Annotated in this window: 15 protein-coding genes; 11 read left to right on the forward strand and 4 right to left on the reverse strand. The window is 63.5% G+C overall.

The features are described 5' to 3' along the window. Window positions 1–16: 16 nt before the first annotated feature. Window positions 17–373 (reverse strand): flagellar hook-basal body complex protein FliE, encoded by a 357-nt coding sequence (locus tag PO883_RS14715; protein ID WP_289310434.1) that lies wholly within the window; start codon window positions 371–373, stop codon window positions 17–19. 438 nt (window positions 374–811) lie between these two features. Here PO883_RS14715 and PO883_RS14720 point away from each other — a divergent pair, with 438 nt between their 5' ends. The 7 genes from PO883_RS14720 (at window position 812) to PO883_RS14750 (ending at window position 7,137) form a co-directional block, all read left to right on the forward strand. Beyond that, window positions 812–1,687 (forward strand): hypothetical protein, encoded by an 876-nt coding sequence (locus tag PO883_RS14720; protein ID WP_289310435.1) that lies wholly within the window; start codon window positions 812–814, stop codon window positions 1,685–1,687. A gap of 80 nt (window positions 1,688–1,767) precedes the next feature. Then, window positions 1,768–2,079 (forward strand): FliM/FliN family flagellar motor switch protein, encoded by a 312-nt coding sequence (locus tag PO883_RS14725; protein WP_187363281.1) that lies wholly within the window; start codon window positions 1,768–1,770, stop codon window positions 2,077–2,079. Then, entirely contained in the window at window positions 2,076–2,837 is a 762-nt protein-coding gene (gene fliP / locus PO883_RS14730) for a flagellar type III secretion system pore protein FliP (protein ID WP_289310436.1), read from the forward strand. The genes PO883_RS14725 and fliP overlap by 4 nt, the downstream gene beginning before the upstream one ends. A gap of 30 nt (window positions 2,838–2,867) precedes the next feature. Beyond that, complete coding sequence (gene fliQ / locus PO883_RS14735; protein WP_167086403.1) at window positions 2,868–3,137, forward strand: flagellar biosynthesis protein FliQ; 270 nt, start codon at window positions 2,868–2,870, stop codon at window positions 3,135–3,137. A gap of 4 nt (window positions 3,138–3,141) precedes the next feature. After that, window positions 3,142–3,918 (forward strand): flagellar biosynthetic protein FliR, encoded by a 777-nt coding sequence (gene fliR / locus PO883_RS14740; protein ID WP_167086402.1) that lies wholly within the window; start codon window positions 3,142–3,144, stop codon window positions 3,916–3,918. Next, window positions 3,911–5,053, forward strand: coding sequence for a flagellar biosynthesis protein FlhB (locus PO883_RS14745; protein WP_289310437.1), 1,143 nt, complete (start codon window positions 3,911–3,913; stop codon window positions 5,051–5,053). The genes fliR and PO883_RS14745 overlap by 8 nt, the downstream gene beginning before the upstream one ends. Next, a complete protein-coding gene (locus PO883_RS14750; RefSeq protein ID WP_289310438.1) occupies window positions 5,050–7,137 on the forward strand; it encodes a flagellar biosynthesis protein FlhA in 2,088 nt (695 codons plus the stop codon). Before PO883_RS14745 ends, PO883_RS14750 begins: the two co-directional genes overlap by 4 nt. Window positions 7,138–7,263: 126 nt before the next feature. Here the strand turns inward: PO883_RS14750 and PO883_RS14755 are convergent, their stop codons facing one another. From PO883_RS14755 to PO883_RS14765, 3 genes are all read right to left on the reverse strand, one after another. Beyond that, window positions 7,264–8,166, reverse strand: a complete 903-nt coding sequence (locus tag PO883_RS14755; protein WP_289310439.1) for a flagellar hook-length control protein FliK — start codon at window positions 8,164–8,166, stop codon at window positions 7,264–7,266. A 91-nt stretch (window positions 8,167–8,257) separates the two neighbouring features. Then, on the reverse strand, window positions 8,258–9,118 hold the full coding sequence (locus PO883_RS14760; RefSeq protein ID WP_167086398.1) for a flagellin: 861 nt from the start codon (window positions 9,116–9,118) through the stop codon (window positions 8,258–8,260). Between the two features lie 199 nt (window positions 9,119–9,317). Beyond that, complete coding sequence (locus PO883_RS14765) at window positions 9,318–10,178, reverse strand: flagellin (protein WP_289310440.1); 861 nt, start codon at window positions 10,176–10,178, stop codon at window positions 9,318–9,320. 269 nt (window positions 10,179–10,447) lie between these two features. Between PO883_RS14765 and PO883_RS14770 the strand changes: the two genes are divergently transcribed. The 4 genes from PO883_RS14770 to dusA all read left to right on the forward strand — a co-directional run bounded on the left by PO883_RS14770 (window position 10,448) and on the right by dusA (window position 14,457). Continuing rightward, a complete protein-coding gene (locus PO883_RS14770; protein WP_289310441.1) occupies window positions 10,448–11,368 on the forward strand; it encodes a hypothetical protein in 921 nt (306 codons plus the stop codon). 25 nt (window positions 11,369–11,393) lie between these two features. Further along, complete coding sequence (locus tag PO883_RS14775) at window positions 11,394–11,834, forward strand: hypothetical protein (protein ID WP_289310442.1); 441 nt, start codon at window positions 11,394–11,396, stop codon at window positions 11,832–11,834. 146 nt (window positions 11,835–11,980) lie between these two features. After that, window positions 11,981–13,105, forward strand: coding sequence for an acyltransferase (locus tag PO883_RS14780; RefSeq protein WP_289310443.1), 1,125 nt, complete (start codon window positions 11,981–11,983; stop codon window positions 13,103–13,105). Between the two features lie 353 nt (window positions 13,106–13,458). After that, window positions 13,459–14,457, forward strand: coding sequence for a tRNA dihydrouridine(20/20a) synthase DusA (dusA, locus tag PO883_RS14785; RefSeq protein WP_289310444.1), 999 nt, complete (start codon window positions 13,459–13,461; stop codon window positions 14,455–14,457). Window positions 14,458–14,730 lie beyond the last annotated feature (273 nt).

Here is a 14,730-nt window from a genome sequence, read left to right on the forward strand (position 1 = left end):
CGTTGCAAACAGGTGCTCAGACCGGGAGCTTGATCAGCTCGTCCACGGCGCCCATGACCTTGTTACGCACTTGCATCAGCATCGAGAAGGACAGGCTGGCTTCCTGGCTGGCCAGCATGGCGCCGACCAGGTCGTCGCTCTTGCCGCTGTCGACATCGTTCATTTTCTGGCCGGCCTGGGCATCTTGCTGGTTCACGCTGTCGAGCGCGTTTTTCATGCTCTGGGTGAAAGAAAACCCGGCCGGGAGCGCTTCGCCGGCGGCGCGGCCCAGGTTGGCGTGCGCGGCCAACTGGCCGGCATCGTTGGCCAGCACTTTCAGCTCCGACTGGAGTTGGGCGGCGAGTGAATTCGATGTTGTAATTCCGACTTCCATGTTGTCTTCCCTGCATAATTTTTTGTTCATAATCAAACAGTTACGACGAATTCCCTGTCGTAGCCGGCCTGAACGGGTAAGCGCCAAGTGTGCGCGTTCCGTGCCGCGATTCCAAACGAAAACATGCTCGACGGCAAAATAATTTATTGCTGAGTCGGGTAAAACCAACAAATTTCGCCAAACCGCTTGGAGCAGAAGCAAAGGTGTCGAAATGCCTAACAAAATCGCTTACTGTTGGTAACGGGAGGGACTGTCAGAACTTGAGCCTGCCTCGCTATTTTATTTCCGTAAGGCACTATATCACAGCTTACCGTACGGCAACTATAATGCCACATGGAAATTAAATGCATCAAGTAAAAATGCTCTGATATACTGTTTTCCTCAAACAAAACAAAGAGTTGCCCTCTTTGCCATGCACTTGCCGAGTTACTTATGACCATGATAAATAAGACAAACTTGCCGGCAACACCGCAGGTGCTCGATCCCCGGCTGCTGGGCCGGCCGGTGCATTTGCTGCCCCACTTCGCGGCCCAGTTTGCCGAGGATCTGGCCGCTGCCTTGCGCCAGCCGGCCTTGCGCCGTTACTGGGATGGCTTCCAGCTCGCGGCGAGCGGTTTCGTCGGCCCGCCCGACCCCAGCCAGAGCGGGCGCTGGCTCGGCTTTAGCGGCGGCGCCGGCGGCATCGCCTTCGCGCTCGAACGCTCCCTGCTGCTCAGCGTGCTCAACCAGCGCTACGGACGGCGCGGCGCGGCCCCCGCGCCCTCGGTCGATCCGGCCACGGTCAGGGTGACGGCCACGGAAGAACGCCTCGCAATTGTGTTAGGCCAACAATTAGCGTCGGTGCTCTCCAAGCGGGTGGATGCAAACCTTGCGCGGGCGCATAATGAACTCAACGCAGCTTCCACCGAACTGGTGCCGGGCAGCGTGCCGCCGGCGCCGCCCAGCGCCGATGGCTGGACGCTCGGCATCACCCTGCGCCAGGCCCAGAGCGGAGAATGCGGCCAGCTGTGGCTGGCGCTGGACCAGGACATGGTGGCGCGCGTGCTGCTTGGGCTGGCGCCGGAGCGTGCGCGCGAGCACGCGCCGCCGCGCGCCAGCGTGGCGCTCGGCACGGCCTTGCAAGTGACGCTGGAGGGGCGCCTGGTGAGCAAGGAAATCACGCTCGAAGCGCTGTTTGCGCTCAAGCTGGGCGACATCATTCCCGTGACGGTGGGCCGGGCCGATGTCTTGCTGGCCGAGTCGCGCTTGTTTACGGCGGCGGTCACGGAACATAACGGGACGCTCTGCTTAACCTCTTTTGAAGATAGCGACTAATGAAAATCAACGAGAACGAACTTCAGGCGCAGGACCAGGACGCCGGGATCGACGAAGAATTGATCATCGATGAACCCCAGATGGGGGTGCCTTCCGGTCTGGAGGGCGCGCGCCCGCTTGAGAAGCGTCCCCAGCGCGACTTGCCGCAGATGATGCGCAAGATTCCCGTGACCTTGACCCTGGAAGTGGGCTCGGCCCGCATCTCGCTGCAGGAATTGATGGCGATCGGGCCGGCCAGCGTGATCGCGCTCGACGTGCTGGCGGGCGAGCCGCTGGTCATCAAGGTCAACGGCACCCCGATCGGGCGCGCCGAAGTGGTGGTGGCCGGCGAACAGTACGGGCTCAAGGTCATCGACCTCGACGGCCTGGACCTGGACCTGATCACTGCATGAGAGGGGGCGCACGCGGCCATGGCGCGCGGCTGGCCGTGCTGGCCTTGCTGGCTACCGGCCTGCTGCTGTGCGCGCCGGCCGCGGCCCAGGATTTGCTGGCCGGGGTGATCCCCGGCGCCAAGACCGACCTGACGGTCAAGTCGCAGGTGCTGGTCCTGATGACCTTGCTTGGGCTCTTGCCCATCATGGTCATGATGATGACCTGCTTCACCCGCTTCGTGATCGTGCTCTCGCTGCTGCGCCAGGCGCTCGGCCTGCAGCAGGGGCTGCCGAACCGGATCATCACCGGCGTGGCCCTGATCCTGACCTTGCTGGTGATGCGCCCGATCGGCGACCAGATCTGGCGCGACGCCTTCGTGCCCTACGACCAGGACAAGATCGGCATGCAGGATGCCCTGAAAGTGGCCGAAGTGCCGCTCTCGCGCTTCATGCTGGCCCAGACCAGCAAGGCCGCGCTGGCCCAGGTCGCGCACCTGGCGGGCGAACCGGCCGCGCTGGAGCCGCACAAGCGCGCGTTCACCGTCAAGCTGGCCGCGTTTGTGCTGAGCGAACTGAAAACCGCATTCCAGATCGGCGCCATGCTGTTCATTCCCTTCCTGATCATCGACCTGGTGGTGTCCTCGGTGCTGATGGCGATGGGCATGATGATGCTCTCGCCGCTGGTCATTTCGCTGCCGTTCAAGCTGCTGCTGTTCGTGCTGGTCGATGGCTGGACCCTGACCGTCAACACCCTGGTCGGCAGCATCCGGCCGTTCTGACAGACCGATTGTGATGGGAGGAGAGAGGCGATGACCCCCGACGTGGCCGTGGACCTGATGGTCGGCGCACTGCAGATCGTGATGCTGATGGTGCTGGTGCTGGTGGTGCCCGGCCTGATCACGGGCTTACTGGTGGCGCTGGTGCAGGCCGCCACCCAGATCAACGAGCAAACCCTGAGCTTCTTGCCGCGCCTGCTGGTGACCCTGCTGGCGGTGATCGTGGCCGGGCACTGGATGACGAGCTACCTGATGGATTACTGCGTCTCCGTCTTCCAGCGCGCCGCCGCGCTGGTCGGCTAGGCGCATGGAACTGGCCGGCTACCTGCTGCCGCTGCTGAACGCCCTGTGGTGGCCGTTCATCCGCATCCTGGCACTGCTGAGCGCCGCGCCGGTGGTGGGCGACATCCTGGTGCCGCTGCCGGTGCGCGTGCTGCTGGCGCTGGTGCTGTCCTTCCTGATGCTGCCTTTTTCCCCGGGCAATGCGGTGGTCGACCCGTTTTCCGTGCTCGGCATCGCCACCACCCTGGAACAGGCCGTGATCGGCGGCGTGCTGGGGCTGGCCATGCATTTTTCGATGTCGGTGGTGAACGTGCTCGGCTACCTGGTATCGAGCCAGATCGGCTTTTCGATGGCGCAGATGAACGATCCGGTCAACGGCACCGCCTCGGACGTGGTGTCGGGGCTGCTCTCGCTGCTCGCCATCATCGTGTTTTTCGCCATCGATGGCCATCTGGTGCTGACCGGGGTGCTGGCGACCAGCTTCAAGGCCTGGCCGGTGGGCGGCGGTTACGGGGCGCTGCTGTTGCATACCGTGGCGCTCAAGGCGGCCTGGATTTTCGCCGCCGCCATGCTGCTGGCGCTGCCGATCGTGTTTTCGACCCTGGTGGTGCAGCTCGGCTTTGGCCTGTTGAACCGGGTGGCGCCCTCCTTGAATCTGTTTTCGCTGGGCTTTTCGCTGACCACCCTGTTCGGCTTGATGATGCTGATCCAGATCGTGCGTTTCATTCCCCAGCACTACATTGCGATGAGTAACCAGGTGCTCGAACTGATAGCCCAACAAATGAAGGCGGCCCATGGCTGACGACGCGAGCGGTGGCGACAAGACCGAAAAGGCCTCGCAGCAAAAGCTGCGCAAGGCCCGCCAGGAAGGCCAGGTGGTGCGTTCGCGCGACCTGGGCACCGCCATCGGCATCCTGATCAGCCTGAAACTGTTCGCCATGCTGCTGCCGACCTACCTGGCCTCGTTCCGCAGCCTGTTCGACCTGGTCTTCATCCCGCTGGGCGCGGATGGGGTCATCGAAAACGCCATGTCGACCATCTTCAGCAGTGCCATGTGGCTGTTGATCAGCATGGTGCTGCCGCTGCTGGGCGTGCCATTCGCGGTGGTGCTCTCGTCCCTCATCCCGGGTGGCTGGGTGATCAGCACCAAGCACTGGGAACCGAAAATGGAGCGCCTGTCGCCGATGAAGAACCTCGGCAACCTGTTCACCGCCAAGCACGGCATCGGGGTGGCCACCTCGGTGGGCAAGGCGGTGGTGCTGGGGTCGGTGCTGGTGCACGTGAGCCGCTCGGGCATGAATGCCTTCGTCGAGCTGCAAAAGATGCCGCTCGGCGTGGCCCTGCCGACCGGCGCCGGCCTGATGCTCGACGCCCTGATGGCGATGTGCATGGTGTTCGTCATGTTCGCCGTGCTGGACGTGCCGATGCAGGCGTTCTTGTTCGCGCGCAACCAGCGCATGAGCAAGCACGACCAGAAGGAAGAACACAAGAGCAGCGAAGGCAAGCCCGAAGTGCGCCAGCGCATCCGCCAGTTGCAGCAGCAGATGGCGCGCCGCAGCGTCAACAAGACCGTGCCCACGGCGGACGTGGTGATCGTCAACCCGGAACACTACGCGGTGGCGCTCAAGTACGAGGCCAGCCGCGCCGAAGCGCCCTTCGTGGTGGCCAAGGGGGTCGATGAAATGGCCCTGTACATCCGCCAGATTGCGCGCCAGCACAATATCGAGACGCTCGAACTGCCGCCGCTGGCGCGGGCGATCTACAATACCAGCCAGGTCCAGCAGCAAATTCCGGCCCAGCTGTACCAGGCCGTGTCGCAGGTGCTCAACTATGTGCTGCAACTGAACGCTTTTCGTGCCGGCCGGCGCACTGCGCCGCCCCGTTTTCCCAACGAGGTGGTCGTGCCATCTCATCTGAGTGAGGTTCGCGCCACATGAGTTTCTTGAACAGCCTGCTGGTCGAGTTGAAGCGGCATAAATTTGCCACGCCGGTGTTCCTGCTGGTGATCTTGTCGATGATCATCCTGCCGCTGCCGCCGGTGCTGCTCGACGTGCTGTTTACCTTCAATATCGTGCTGGCCCTGATCGTCATCCTGGTGTCGGTCTCGGCCAAGCGGCCGCTCGACTTCTCGGTCTTCCCGAGCGTCATTCTCGGCACCACCATGCTGCGCCTGACCCTGAACGTGGCCTCGACCCGGGTGGTGCTGCTGCACGGCCACCAGGGCACGGACGCGGCCGGTAAAGTGATCGAAGCCTTCGCCAACGTGGTTATCGGCGGCAACTTCGTGGTTGGCTTCGTGGTGTTCGTGATTTTGATGATCATTAACTTCGCGGTGGTGACCAAGGGCGCCGAGCGCATTTCCGAGGTATCGGCGCGGTTTACCCTGGACGCGCTGCCGGGCAAGCAGATGGCCATCGACGCCGACCTCAACGCCGGCCTGATCAACCAGGAAAAAGCCCAGGTGCGGCGGCGCGACGTGGCCGCCGAAGCCGACTTCTACGGCGCCATGGACGGGGCCTCGAAGTTCGTGCGCGGCGACGCGGTCGCCAGTATCCTGATTTTGATTATCAATATGGTGGGCGGCGTGGCCATTGGCTCGCTGATGCACAACCTGTCGTTCGGCGACGCCTTCCGCCAGTACGCCCTGCTGACCATCGGTGACGGCCTGGTGGCGCAGATCCCGGCGCTGCTGCTGTCGGCCGCGGCGGCGATCCTGGTGACCCGGATCAGCGATTCGGGCGACTTCGAGCAGCAGGTCGGCGGGCAATTGCTGGCCTCGCCGGCGGTGCTGTACAGCGCCTCGGGCATGATGCTGGTGCTGGCCATGGTGCCGGGCATGCCGTGGCTGATGTTCGGCATCTTTGCCGCCGTGCTCGGCTATGTCGGCTGGCGCCTGGCGCGCATGGTCAAGGCGCCCGACCAGGCCGGCGTGGCGGCGATCGAAGCGGCCCTGCGCGACGAGCGCGCGCCGGACCTCGAATGGCACCAGTTGCCGGCGGTGCAGCCGCTGACGGTGGCGGTGGGCTACAAGCTGGTCGCTCTGGTGGACGCCGCCCAGGGCGAGCCGCTGACCAAGCGCATCAAGGGCGTACGCCAGAGCTTGTCGGAAGCGATGGGTTTGCTGCTGCCGCCGATCAATGTGCGCGACGACTTGTCGCTGCGCCCGACCCAGTATTCGATCATGCTCAGCGGCACCGTGGTGGCGGAAGCCGAAGTGGTGCCGGACTGCCTGATGGCGATTCCCTCGCCCTCGGTGTACGGCCAGCTGGACGGCATTCCCGGGATCGAACCGGCGTACGGCATGGCCATCACCTGGATTGCGCCGGCCGACAAGGCCCATGCGCTGGGGCTGGGCTACCAGGTGGTCGAGGTGCCGAGCGCGATCGCCACGCACTGCTCGAAGGTGGTGCGCGACTACCTGCCGGATCTGTTCCGCCATGAAGACGTGCCGGCGATCCTGGAGCGGCTGACGGCGCTCTCGCCGAAACTGTCGTCGGCGCTGGACAAGGCGCTCACGCATACCCAGTTGCTGCGGGTATTTCGCGTACTGCTGGCCGAAAATGTGTCGCTCAAGGATATCGTGGTGATCGGCACCACCTTGCTCGACAGCTCGGAAACGACCAAGGACCCGATCTTGCTGGCGGCCGAAGTGCGCTGCGCGCTGCGGCGCCAGATTGTCACCGCGCTGTTCGGGAAAAAGAAGGAAATGCCGGCGTTCAATCTGTCGGCCGAGCTGGAGAATATGCTGCTGGGCTCCCTGAACCAGGCGCGCCAGGGCGGGAAGGTCGCGCTCGACAATTTCCCGATCGATCCGCAGCTGCTGTCGCAGCTGCAACTGAACATGCCGGTGGCGCGCGAGCAGATGAAACAGCAGCAGAGTGCGCCGCTATTGCTGGTGCTGCCGCAGATCAGGCCTTTGCTGGCGCGCTATGCGCGCTTGTTTGCGCCCGGCTTGCATGTGCTTTCTTACAACGAGATTCCAGAAAACCGTGATGTCAGCATCGTCGGAACGGTTGGATAAGTGTCTTAACCGGGGTCAGACCCCAAGCTTCGGGGTCAGACCCCACGTTTCCCATTAACCGGGGTCAGACCCCACGTTTCCCACGTTTCCCCATAAGACCGCGCCCGCCTGCGCGGGGGTGACGGCTCATGGTTCGCCGTATGCCATGTCGCCCGGCTGCGGCCCTTGGGTGAAGCGCACCGTCGTGGTCGCATCCGGCCTGCTTGAGCCGGTCAGCAGCAGCGCCACTTCCGCCATCGCGCGGAACAGGGGCGGGGGCAGGGCGGCGCTGATCTGGGCCGAATACTGTTGCAGCGGCTTGCCCGGCCATATTCCTTGCCTGACACTGGCGCGCGCCAGGCGCAGCCCGGCCTGTTCGACGGCCAGCTTGAGCCCCGGCAGCGCCTGGCGCAACTGCGCCACCGCGCGCGGATGCTCGGCCGCCAGCTCCATCAAGACCCCATCGACCAGTTCCAGCTGCACCGTGGCATGGCTGCCGTCGGCCAGCACCACGTCCAGCCGCAAGGCCGCTTTGGCGCGCTTGCGCCGGCTGGGCGGAGGATCGGGCAGGCCGGTCAGCAGGCGCAGCGCCAGTTGCTGGCCGCCAGCCCCCGGCAGCACGAAGCGCCACGCTTCCGGATGCCACAGCATGGTTTGCTGCCCCGTGGGGGTGACCTGCAAGGCGTGCTGCACGCCCGACATCAGCAAGTTGCCCGGCATGAACTGGGAGCGTCCCTGCTCTTGCAGTGTCGCCAGCTGGGCGCCGTAGGCGCGCACCATGGTGCGCCAGGCGTTGGCCAGGCTGGCGCCGTCGAGTACCGGCCAGGCCAGCTGGCGCGCCATGAAGACCTGGTCGGTGCGCATCGAGGCGCTTTCGTTCAGGTTGGCCGGCAGGCCGGCGCCCGACGCGGCCGCGGCCACCGGTTCGGAGACCGGCAGCGGCAAGCCCATGCCCGCGGCGCCCGCCCTGGCCGGCGCCGGCAGCAGCGACACCGGCGCCAGCGCTGCAATCAGCGGCGCGCCCAGCGGTTGCGAAGTGATGGTAGACATGGCATTCACGCATGGTCAGGATAAAAAAAGAGCCAGCCGGGTTGCCGGCTGGCTCGGTCGTTCGCGACTGAAACGCCGGCGGCCGTGCCGATTATTGCAGCAGCGACATGACCATCGAGGACATGCTGTTGCTCTGTTTTAGCATGGCGGTGCCGGCTTGCAGCAGCATCTGGCTGGTGGTCATTTTCGAGCTTTCGCTGGCGAAGTCGACGTCCATGATGCGGCCGGTCGCAGCCTTGCTGTTGGTGCTGATGTTCGACAGGTTGTTGTAGACGTGTTCGAGGCGGTTGGCCGAGGCGCCCAGGGCCGAGCGCACGGTGCCGATCGAGGCGATCGCGGTGGACAGCTTGTCGATCGTGGTCGAGGCGGTGCCCACGCCGGTCAGTTCGGTACCGACCGTGTTCGGCGCGGCGTAGTTGGCGGTGGTGGCGCCGACGTCGGTGCCCAGGGTGGTCATGCTGGCCGACATATCGACCGTCATTTTTTCACTGGTGCTCGAACCGATCTGGAACGTCATGGCCGAGGCGATGGTGCCGCCCACGAGCAGCTTGGCGCCGCCGAAGGAGGTGTTGTTGAGTACGTTGTTCAGTTCGGTGCCCAGGGCATCGTATTCCGACTGCATGGCGGTCTTGTCGGCCGCGGTGGAGGAGGCATCGGCCGATTGCGTGGCCAGGTCCTTCATGCGCACCAGCATATTGCTTACTTCATCGAGCGCGCCTTCAGCGGTCTGCAGCATCGAGGTCGAGTTCTGGGTGTTGCGCATGGCAACGGCCATGCCGCTGGTCTGGGCTTTCAGGCGGGTGGCGATCTGCAGGCCGGCGGCGTCGTCCATCGACGAATTGATGCGGTAACCGGTCGACAGGCGTGTCATCGAGGTCGACAGGCTGCCTTGGGTACGGTTGATCGAATTTTGTGCGGACAGGGCAGCGTTGTTAGTGTGCAGACTCAGCATGATCGAACTCCAGATGGTGGGGGTGGGGTGGTTGGAGCCGCGGTATCTTGCGCTCTTACAAGTACAAGACGACCGTTTCGTCAAGCGCGTTAAGTGCCGCATGGAAATTAATTGAACTATTTTTTGTGCATGAAAAAAGCCAGCCGGAAGAGGGCTGGCTTGGCGCGAACCCGGCGCTTGGCCGGGCATCCGTGGGGGATTACTGCAGCAGGGACATGACCATCGAAGACATGCTGTTGCTCTGCTTGAGCATGGCGGTGCCGGCTTGCAGCAGCATCTGGCTGGTGGTCATTTTCGAGCTTTCGCTGGCGAAGTCGACGTCCATGATGCGCCCGGTGGCGGCCTTGCTGTTGGTGCTGATGTTGGACAGGTTGTTGTAGACGTGTTCCAGGCGGTTGGCCGAGGCACCCAGCGACGAGCGCACGGTGCCGATCGAGGCGATCGCGGTGGACAGCTTGTCGATGGTGGTCGAGGCGGTGCCGGCGGCGGTCAGTTCAGTGCCGAGGGTGTTCGGGGTGACGTAGTTGGAGGTGGTGGCGGTGACGTCGGTCACCAGGGTGCCCATGCTGGTCGACATATCGACCGTCATTTTTTCACTGGTGCTCGAACCGATCTGGAACGTCATGGCCGAGGCGATGGTGCCGCCCACGAGCAGCTTGGCGCCGCCGAACGAGGTGTTGGTCAGCACGTTGTTCAGTTCGGTACCGAGCGCATCGTATTCCGACTGCATGGCGGTCTTGTCGGCGGCGGTGGAGGAGGCATCGGCGGCTTGCGTGGCCAGATCCTTCATGCGCACCATCATATTGCTCACTTCATCGAGCGCGCCTTCAGCGGTTTGCAGCATCGAGGTCGAGTTTTGCGTGTTGCGCATCGCAACGGCCATGCCGCTGGTCTGGGCTTTCAGGCGGGTGGCGATCTGCAGGCCGGCGGCGTCGTCCATCGACGAATTGATGCGGTAGCCGGTCGACAGGCGCGTCATCGAGGTCGACAGGCTGCCTTGGGTGCGGTTGATCGAGTTTTGCGCGGACAAGGCAGCGTTGTTGGTGTGAAGGCTCAGCATGATCGAACTCCAGGTGTAGGGGTGGGGGCTTCGGAGCCGCGTTGCTTCGCGCTCTCCCAAGTACAAGACGACCGTTTCTCTGAAGTCATTAAGTGCCCTACGGAAATAATTTGAATTATTTTCCCGGCACGCTGGGATGGCACCGCCATGGAATGATATTTCCCTTTGTAATGAATGACTTAGTGAATGCATGACCCGATTGAGGAGGGATAAACCCCGGCCGGCGGGCTGGCGCAAGATGAGGCTCTTTCAACTTGCGGAGAGCTATCATGAAATGTTTGCTTAAATCATCTGTCTTGTTGTGCGCCGTGTTTTGCCTGGCGCAGGGGGCCGGGGCCGCGCCGGCAGCCACGCCGCAGCGCGCGGGCGGCGCCGTCCGCACCATCGCTGCGGGTGGGGAAACGTTGGTCATGCAGGGAGACCGGCTCATTGCCAGACTGACAGATGAACAGAGCACGCATTACTTCTATAAAGAGGGCCGGCTGTCCAACGTCTACCGTTCGGATGGCAAGTTCGCCACGTATTACTATGACGACGACAAGCGCCTGGAGCGGATCGAATTTTCCGATGGGCAGGTGCAGCGGGCCGTGTATCAGGCTGGGGTGCTGGTATCGATCGACAGTTCCTCGGGACAGCGCATGTTCATGGCGCCGGCTGCGGCGCTGGACAAGCGGATGGCAGCAGCCCCCGGCAGGCAGGTGCAGCTCGCGGCGGCAGCTGTCCCCGCTGCCGCCGGAACGGCGGCGCCGGATGCCCTCAACAAAAAACTGATGGCCATCGTGGGCTGGGAAGAAAAGAGCTGGGAATGCCGTCTCGCGCCCGATGAACAGACCATTTGCATCGGGCGCGGGGGAGGGGGCGGCGACAGCGGCGGCGGCGGCGATGGAGAAGGCGGTGGCAGCGGCGGCGCGCCCTACGGCGGCACTGGCTGGACGCCCGGCGATAACGCTCCTTCCGGCGGCGGCGCTGGCGCTGACGGGGGCGGAAGTGGCGACGGCGGCGGCTACGGCCCGCGCTACCCGACCAATTTGCCTACACGTATGAGTTGCCTGTCCGCTGCGAGCGAGACCTTCGAGATCATGCGCGATGAGGTGTGCACCATGGTCCGCGATCCGACCATCTGCATGGAGCAGAACTTGTTGCTCTTTCAGCAGCTGTGGCAAGAATGCATCGCCAGGTTCCCCCATTAAGCCGTCGCCTGTGAGGAGAAAGAGCATGATTTCCATCGGATCGGATGACCTTCGACGCATCCAATATTTCATCTTCGCGGTCCAGCGGCTCAACGGCATGGCTGACGTCCTTGCCACCTGGATGGCGAACGGGACGATGACCGGCTGGGATGGCACGCCGGCCCGCTTTGCCGACTGCGAAGCGGCGGCGATGGCGTATTTCGACGCGCGCCCTGGACAGGAGGGGCTGCGGCACGACTATCTGGCGGCACTGCGGGCGGCGCGCCAGATCGACCAGACCCTGGCCGCCTTCCTGGCCGGTGGCGCGCAGGGCGACCTGAATGCCTTGCTGGAGCAGGCCAGCGCGGCGCTGAACCAGTTTGCGGGCATGATCGACAGGCTGCCGGACTACCCCGGCGCGGACCTGGACGCTCCCGCCTTCAGGACCGAAGCGCGCCACTGTTTATCGCTGCGCCAGGCTGCATAACGGACAGGGGCCGGAGGCGGGTGGCGCCTGCCGTCCGCCTCCGAATAAGTGCTGCGCAGCCGGTTGGTGTTGGCTTATCATTGTCATCGTCGGCACGGCGCGCTACGCACCACACGCACTTCCCCAACTCAACCCACCATGATGGTATGCCCCCGAAAAATGAATTGATCCGCGCCAGCGGCCTGGATACCTTGCGCGCGATTGCCATTGCGCTCGTGTTGATGTCTCATTATGGTGGTTTTGTCAGCGGCAAGGACACCTTCGGCGTGGTGGGCAGCGTCGGCTGGACAGGGGTGGACCTGTTTTTCGTGCTCAGCGGCTATCTGATCGGGAACCAGATCCTGTCGGCGATCGCGCGCAAGGAAGACTTTTCCCTGAAGGCCTTCTTCGCCAAGCGCCTGCTGCGCACGCTGCCGAATTACTACTTCATGCTGGCTGTGTATTTTCTGCTGCCGGGCTTGCTCAGCGGCTCGAGCACCACGCCGCTGTGGCGATTCCTGACCTTTACGCAGAATGTCGGCCTGGCTTATGGGCAAACGTTTACCCACTCCTGGTCATTGTGTATCGAAGAACAATTTTATCTGGCGCTACCCCTGGTGGCGCTTGCGGTGGTGCGCTGCAAGCGGCCGCTCGCCATCGCCTGGTGCCTGATCGGCGCTGCCATCGCCGCCGGCATGCTGGCGCGCGGCAGCGCTTTTGTATTGCATGAGTACAATGCTTTTTCGGCAGAAACGTATTACTCCACCTGGTGCCGCTTCGACGAATTGCTGCCGGGCGTGGCGATTGCCCTGCTCAAGAACTTTCATGGCGCCCTGTATGAGAAGATCCTGGCAAAGGGCAATGTGTTATTGGCCGCCGGGCTGGCCGCCGTCGTCGCCACGCTGTATTGCGTGAAACAGGAATTTCCCGACACGATGCTCTCGACCACCTTCGGCTTTTCGCTGGTCGCCATCAGCTACGCCGTGCTGGTCATGGCGGCGCTCAGTCCGACCTCGCTGCTCGGCCGCCTGCGCGTGCCGGGCGCAACTCAGCTGGCGCTGTGGTCGTACGCCATCTACCTGATCCACAAACCCATCTTCATGCTCGCCGCGCCGCGTCTGCGCGCGATGAAGGTCGACGTCAATGCGCCGCTGACCGTGCTGCTGCTGTTCGCCGTCAGCATCGTCGCCGGCTGGCTGCTGTTTCGCTGCGTGGAGACCCCCTTCATGCAGTTGCGCGCGCGCTGGTATCCCTCGCGGCGGGCAGCGCCGCAACTGGCGCCGGCGGCCTGACAAGGGGCCGTTGGCGTGCGGCGCAGCATGGAAAAACCAGCTTGGGGAGGCGTGGGCTTGCTGCCGACATTGCGGCCCTAAGCGGGCGGTATGATCATACGGACCTCAACCCCGCTGGATAGTTTCGAGCGCTCATGAATATTTTTCGCGAGATCAGCGTGGATTGCGTCGACCCGGGAATAGCCATGGTCCGGGCGCAACAATCCGGCTCAGGCGCGGTCATTTTTGATATGATTCGTCTTTCCCGGTGCGTGCTCCGCGCTGGCGCGCCTCTGCCGCCCACTGTTATAACCGGCACTATTTACATTTCCGCAGCTACTGCGCAGCACGGCGGATATCATAGGTAAAATCACTTGAAATCAACGAATTACCGGGGCAGGACGCTCTCTGTCGCCCCGATGATGGACTGGACCGACCGTCACTGCCGCAAGTTCCACCGCCAGATCACGCGCCATACCTGGCTCTACACCGAGATGGTGACCACCGGCGCGCTGGTGTACGGCGACGTCGAGCGCCATCTGCGCTTCAATGAAGAAGAGCATCCGGTCGCCCTGCAGCTGGGCGGCAGCGATCCGGCCGACCTGGCCACCAGCGCCAGGCTGGGCCAGCAATGGGGCTACGACGAAATCAACCTGAACTGCGGTTGCCCGTCGGAGCGGGTGCAGAAGGGCGCGTTCGGCGCTTGCCTGATGGCCGAGCCGCAACTGGTGGCCGATTGCGTGAAAGCCATGCGCGACGCCGTCACCATCGATGTCACCGTCAAGCACCGCATCGGGATCGACCGCAACGAGGAATACGGTTTCGTGCGCGACTTCGTCGGTACCATCGCCGACGCCGGCTGCAACACCTTCATCGTGCATGCGCGCAATGCCATCCTGAAGGGGCTCTCGCCCAAGGAAAACCGCGAGATTCCGCCGCTCAAGTACGAGGTGGCGTACCAGCTCAAGCGCGAGTTCCCGGACCTGGAAATCATCATCAACGGCGGCATCAAGTCCTCCGACGAGATCGCGCTGCACCTGGCGCATGTGGATGGCGTGATGATGGGACGCGAGGCCTACCATAATCCCTATGTCATGGCCGAGTACGATGCGCGCTTTTACGGCGACACGGCAGCGGTCAAGACGCGCGAGGAAGTGCTGGCCGCGATGATCCCGTATATCCAGGCGCAGCTGGAGTTGCACGCGGCGCGCGGCTTGAAACTGAACACCATTACGCGCCACATGCTGGGTTTGATGGCCGGGCTGGGCGGTGCGCGCAGTTTTCGTCAGGTGATGTCCGACCCGAAACGGCTGGCGGCGGCCGATCCGCACCTGCTGCTCGAAGCGGCTGCCGGGATGCGCCGGGCGCCGTAGCGCCGCGCGCCGTAGCAGCCCGCTGGCATCCTTTCCCCCCCCGGCTGGTATTCACGCCAGCCTCCCTCGCTTTTCCCTCCCGCATGCCTGGCCTTGACTGGGCATGCGCGATCGCCTGCCCGCGCCGCGCGCTTGCCTCCAAGAAGCTATATTTCAATTGCGCAAACGCATTTTTGCTTGCTCTGAAGCAAAAAATGCCTCTATAATCCCCTTATCTTTTGCCTGTTTTGCAATCGGCGCCGGCTCTTGCTCATTCTGTTGTTGTGCTGAAAC

It is taken from the genome of Massilia sp. DJPM01, from assembly GCF_030348125.1.
GTDB lineage: Bacteria > Pseudomonadota > Gammaproteobacteria > Burkholderiales > Burkholderiaceae_D > Telluria_A > Telluria_A frigida.

Bases quoted from the DNA above. Each gene is read 5' to 3' on its own strand.
- PO883_RS14715 (WP_289310434.1), bottom strand. From the start codon at position 373: ATGGAAGTCGGAATTACAACATCGAATTCACTCGCCGCCCAACTCCAG.
- PO883_RS14720 (WP_289310435.1), top strand. From the start codon at position 812: ATGATAAATAAGACAAACTTGCCGGCAACACCGCAGGTGCTCGATCCC.
- PO883_RS14725 (WP_187363281.1), top strand. From the start codon at position 1,768: ATGGGGGTGCCTTCCGGTCTGGAGGGCGCGCGCCCGCTTGAGAAGCGT.
- fliP (WP_289310436.1), top strand. From the start codon at position 2,076: ATGAGAGGGGGCGCACGCGGCCATGGCGCGCGGCTGGCCGTGCTGGCC.
- fliQ (WP_167086403.1), top strand. From the start codon at position 2,868: ATGACCCCCGACGTGGCCGTGGACCTGATGGTCGGCGCACTGCAGATC.
- fliR (WP_167086402.1), top strand. From the start codon at position 3,142: ATGGAACTGGCCGGCTACCTGCTGCCGCTGCTGAACGCCCTGTGGTGG.
- PO883_RS14745 (WP_289310437.1), top strand. From the start codon at position 3,911: ATGGCTGACGACGCGAGCGGTGGCGACAAGACCGAAAAGGCCTCGCAG.
- PO883_RS14750 (WP_289310438.1), top strand. From the start codon at position 5,050: ATGAGTTTCTTGAACAGCCTGCTGGTCGAGTTGAAGCGGCATAAATTT.
- PO883_RS14755 (WP_289310439.1), bottom strand. From the start codon at position 8,166: ATGTCTACCATCACTTCGCAACCGCTGGGCGCGCCGCTGATTGCAGCG.
- PO883_RS14760 (WP_167086398.1), bottom strand. From the start codon at position 9,118: ATGCTGAGTCTGCACACTAACAACGCTGCCCTGTCCGCACAAAATTCG.
- PO883_RS14765 (WP_289310440.1), bottom strand. From the start codon at position 10,178: ATGCTGAGCCTTCACACCAACAACGCTGCCTTGTCCGCGCAAAACTCG.
- PO883_RS14770 (WP_289310441.1), top strand. From the start codon at position 10,448: ATGAAATGTTTGCTTAAATCATCTGTCTTGTTGTGCGCCGTGTTTTGC.
- PO883_RS14775 (WP_289310442.1), top strand. From the start codon at position 11,394: ATGATTTCCATCGGATCGGATGACCTTCGACGCATCCAATATTTCATC.
- PO883_RS14780 (WP_289310443.1), top strand. From the start codon at position 11,981: ATGCCCCCGAAAAATGAATTGATCCGCGCCAGCGGCCTGGATACCTTG.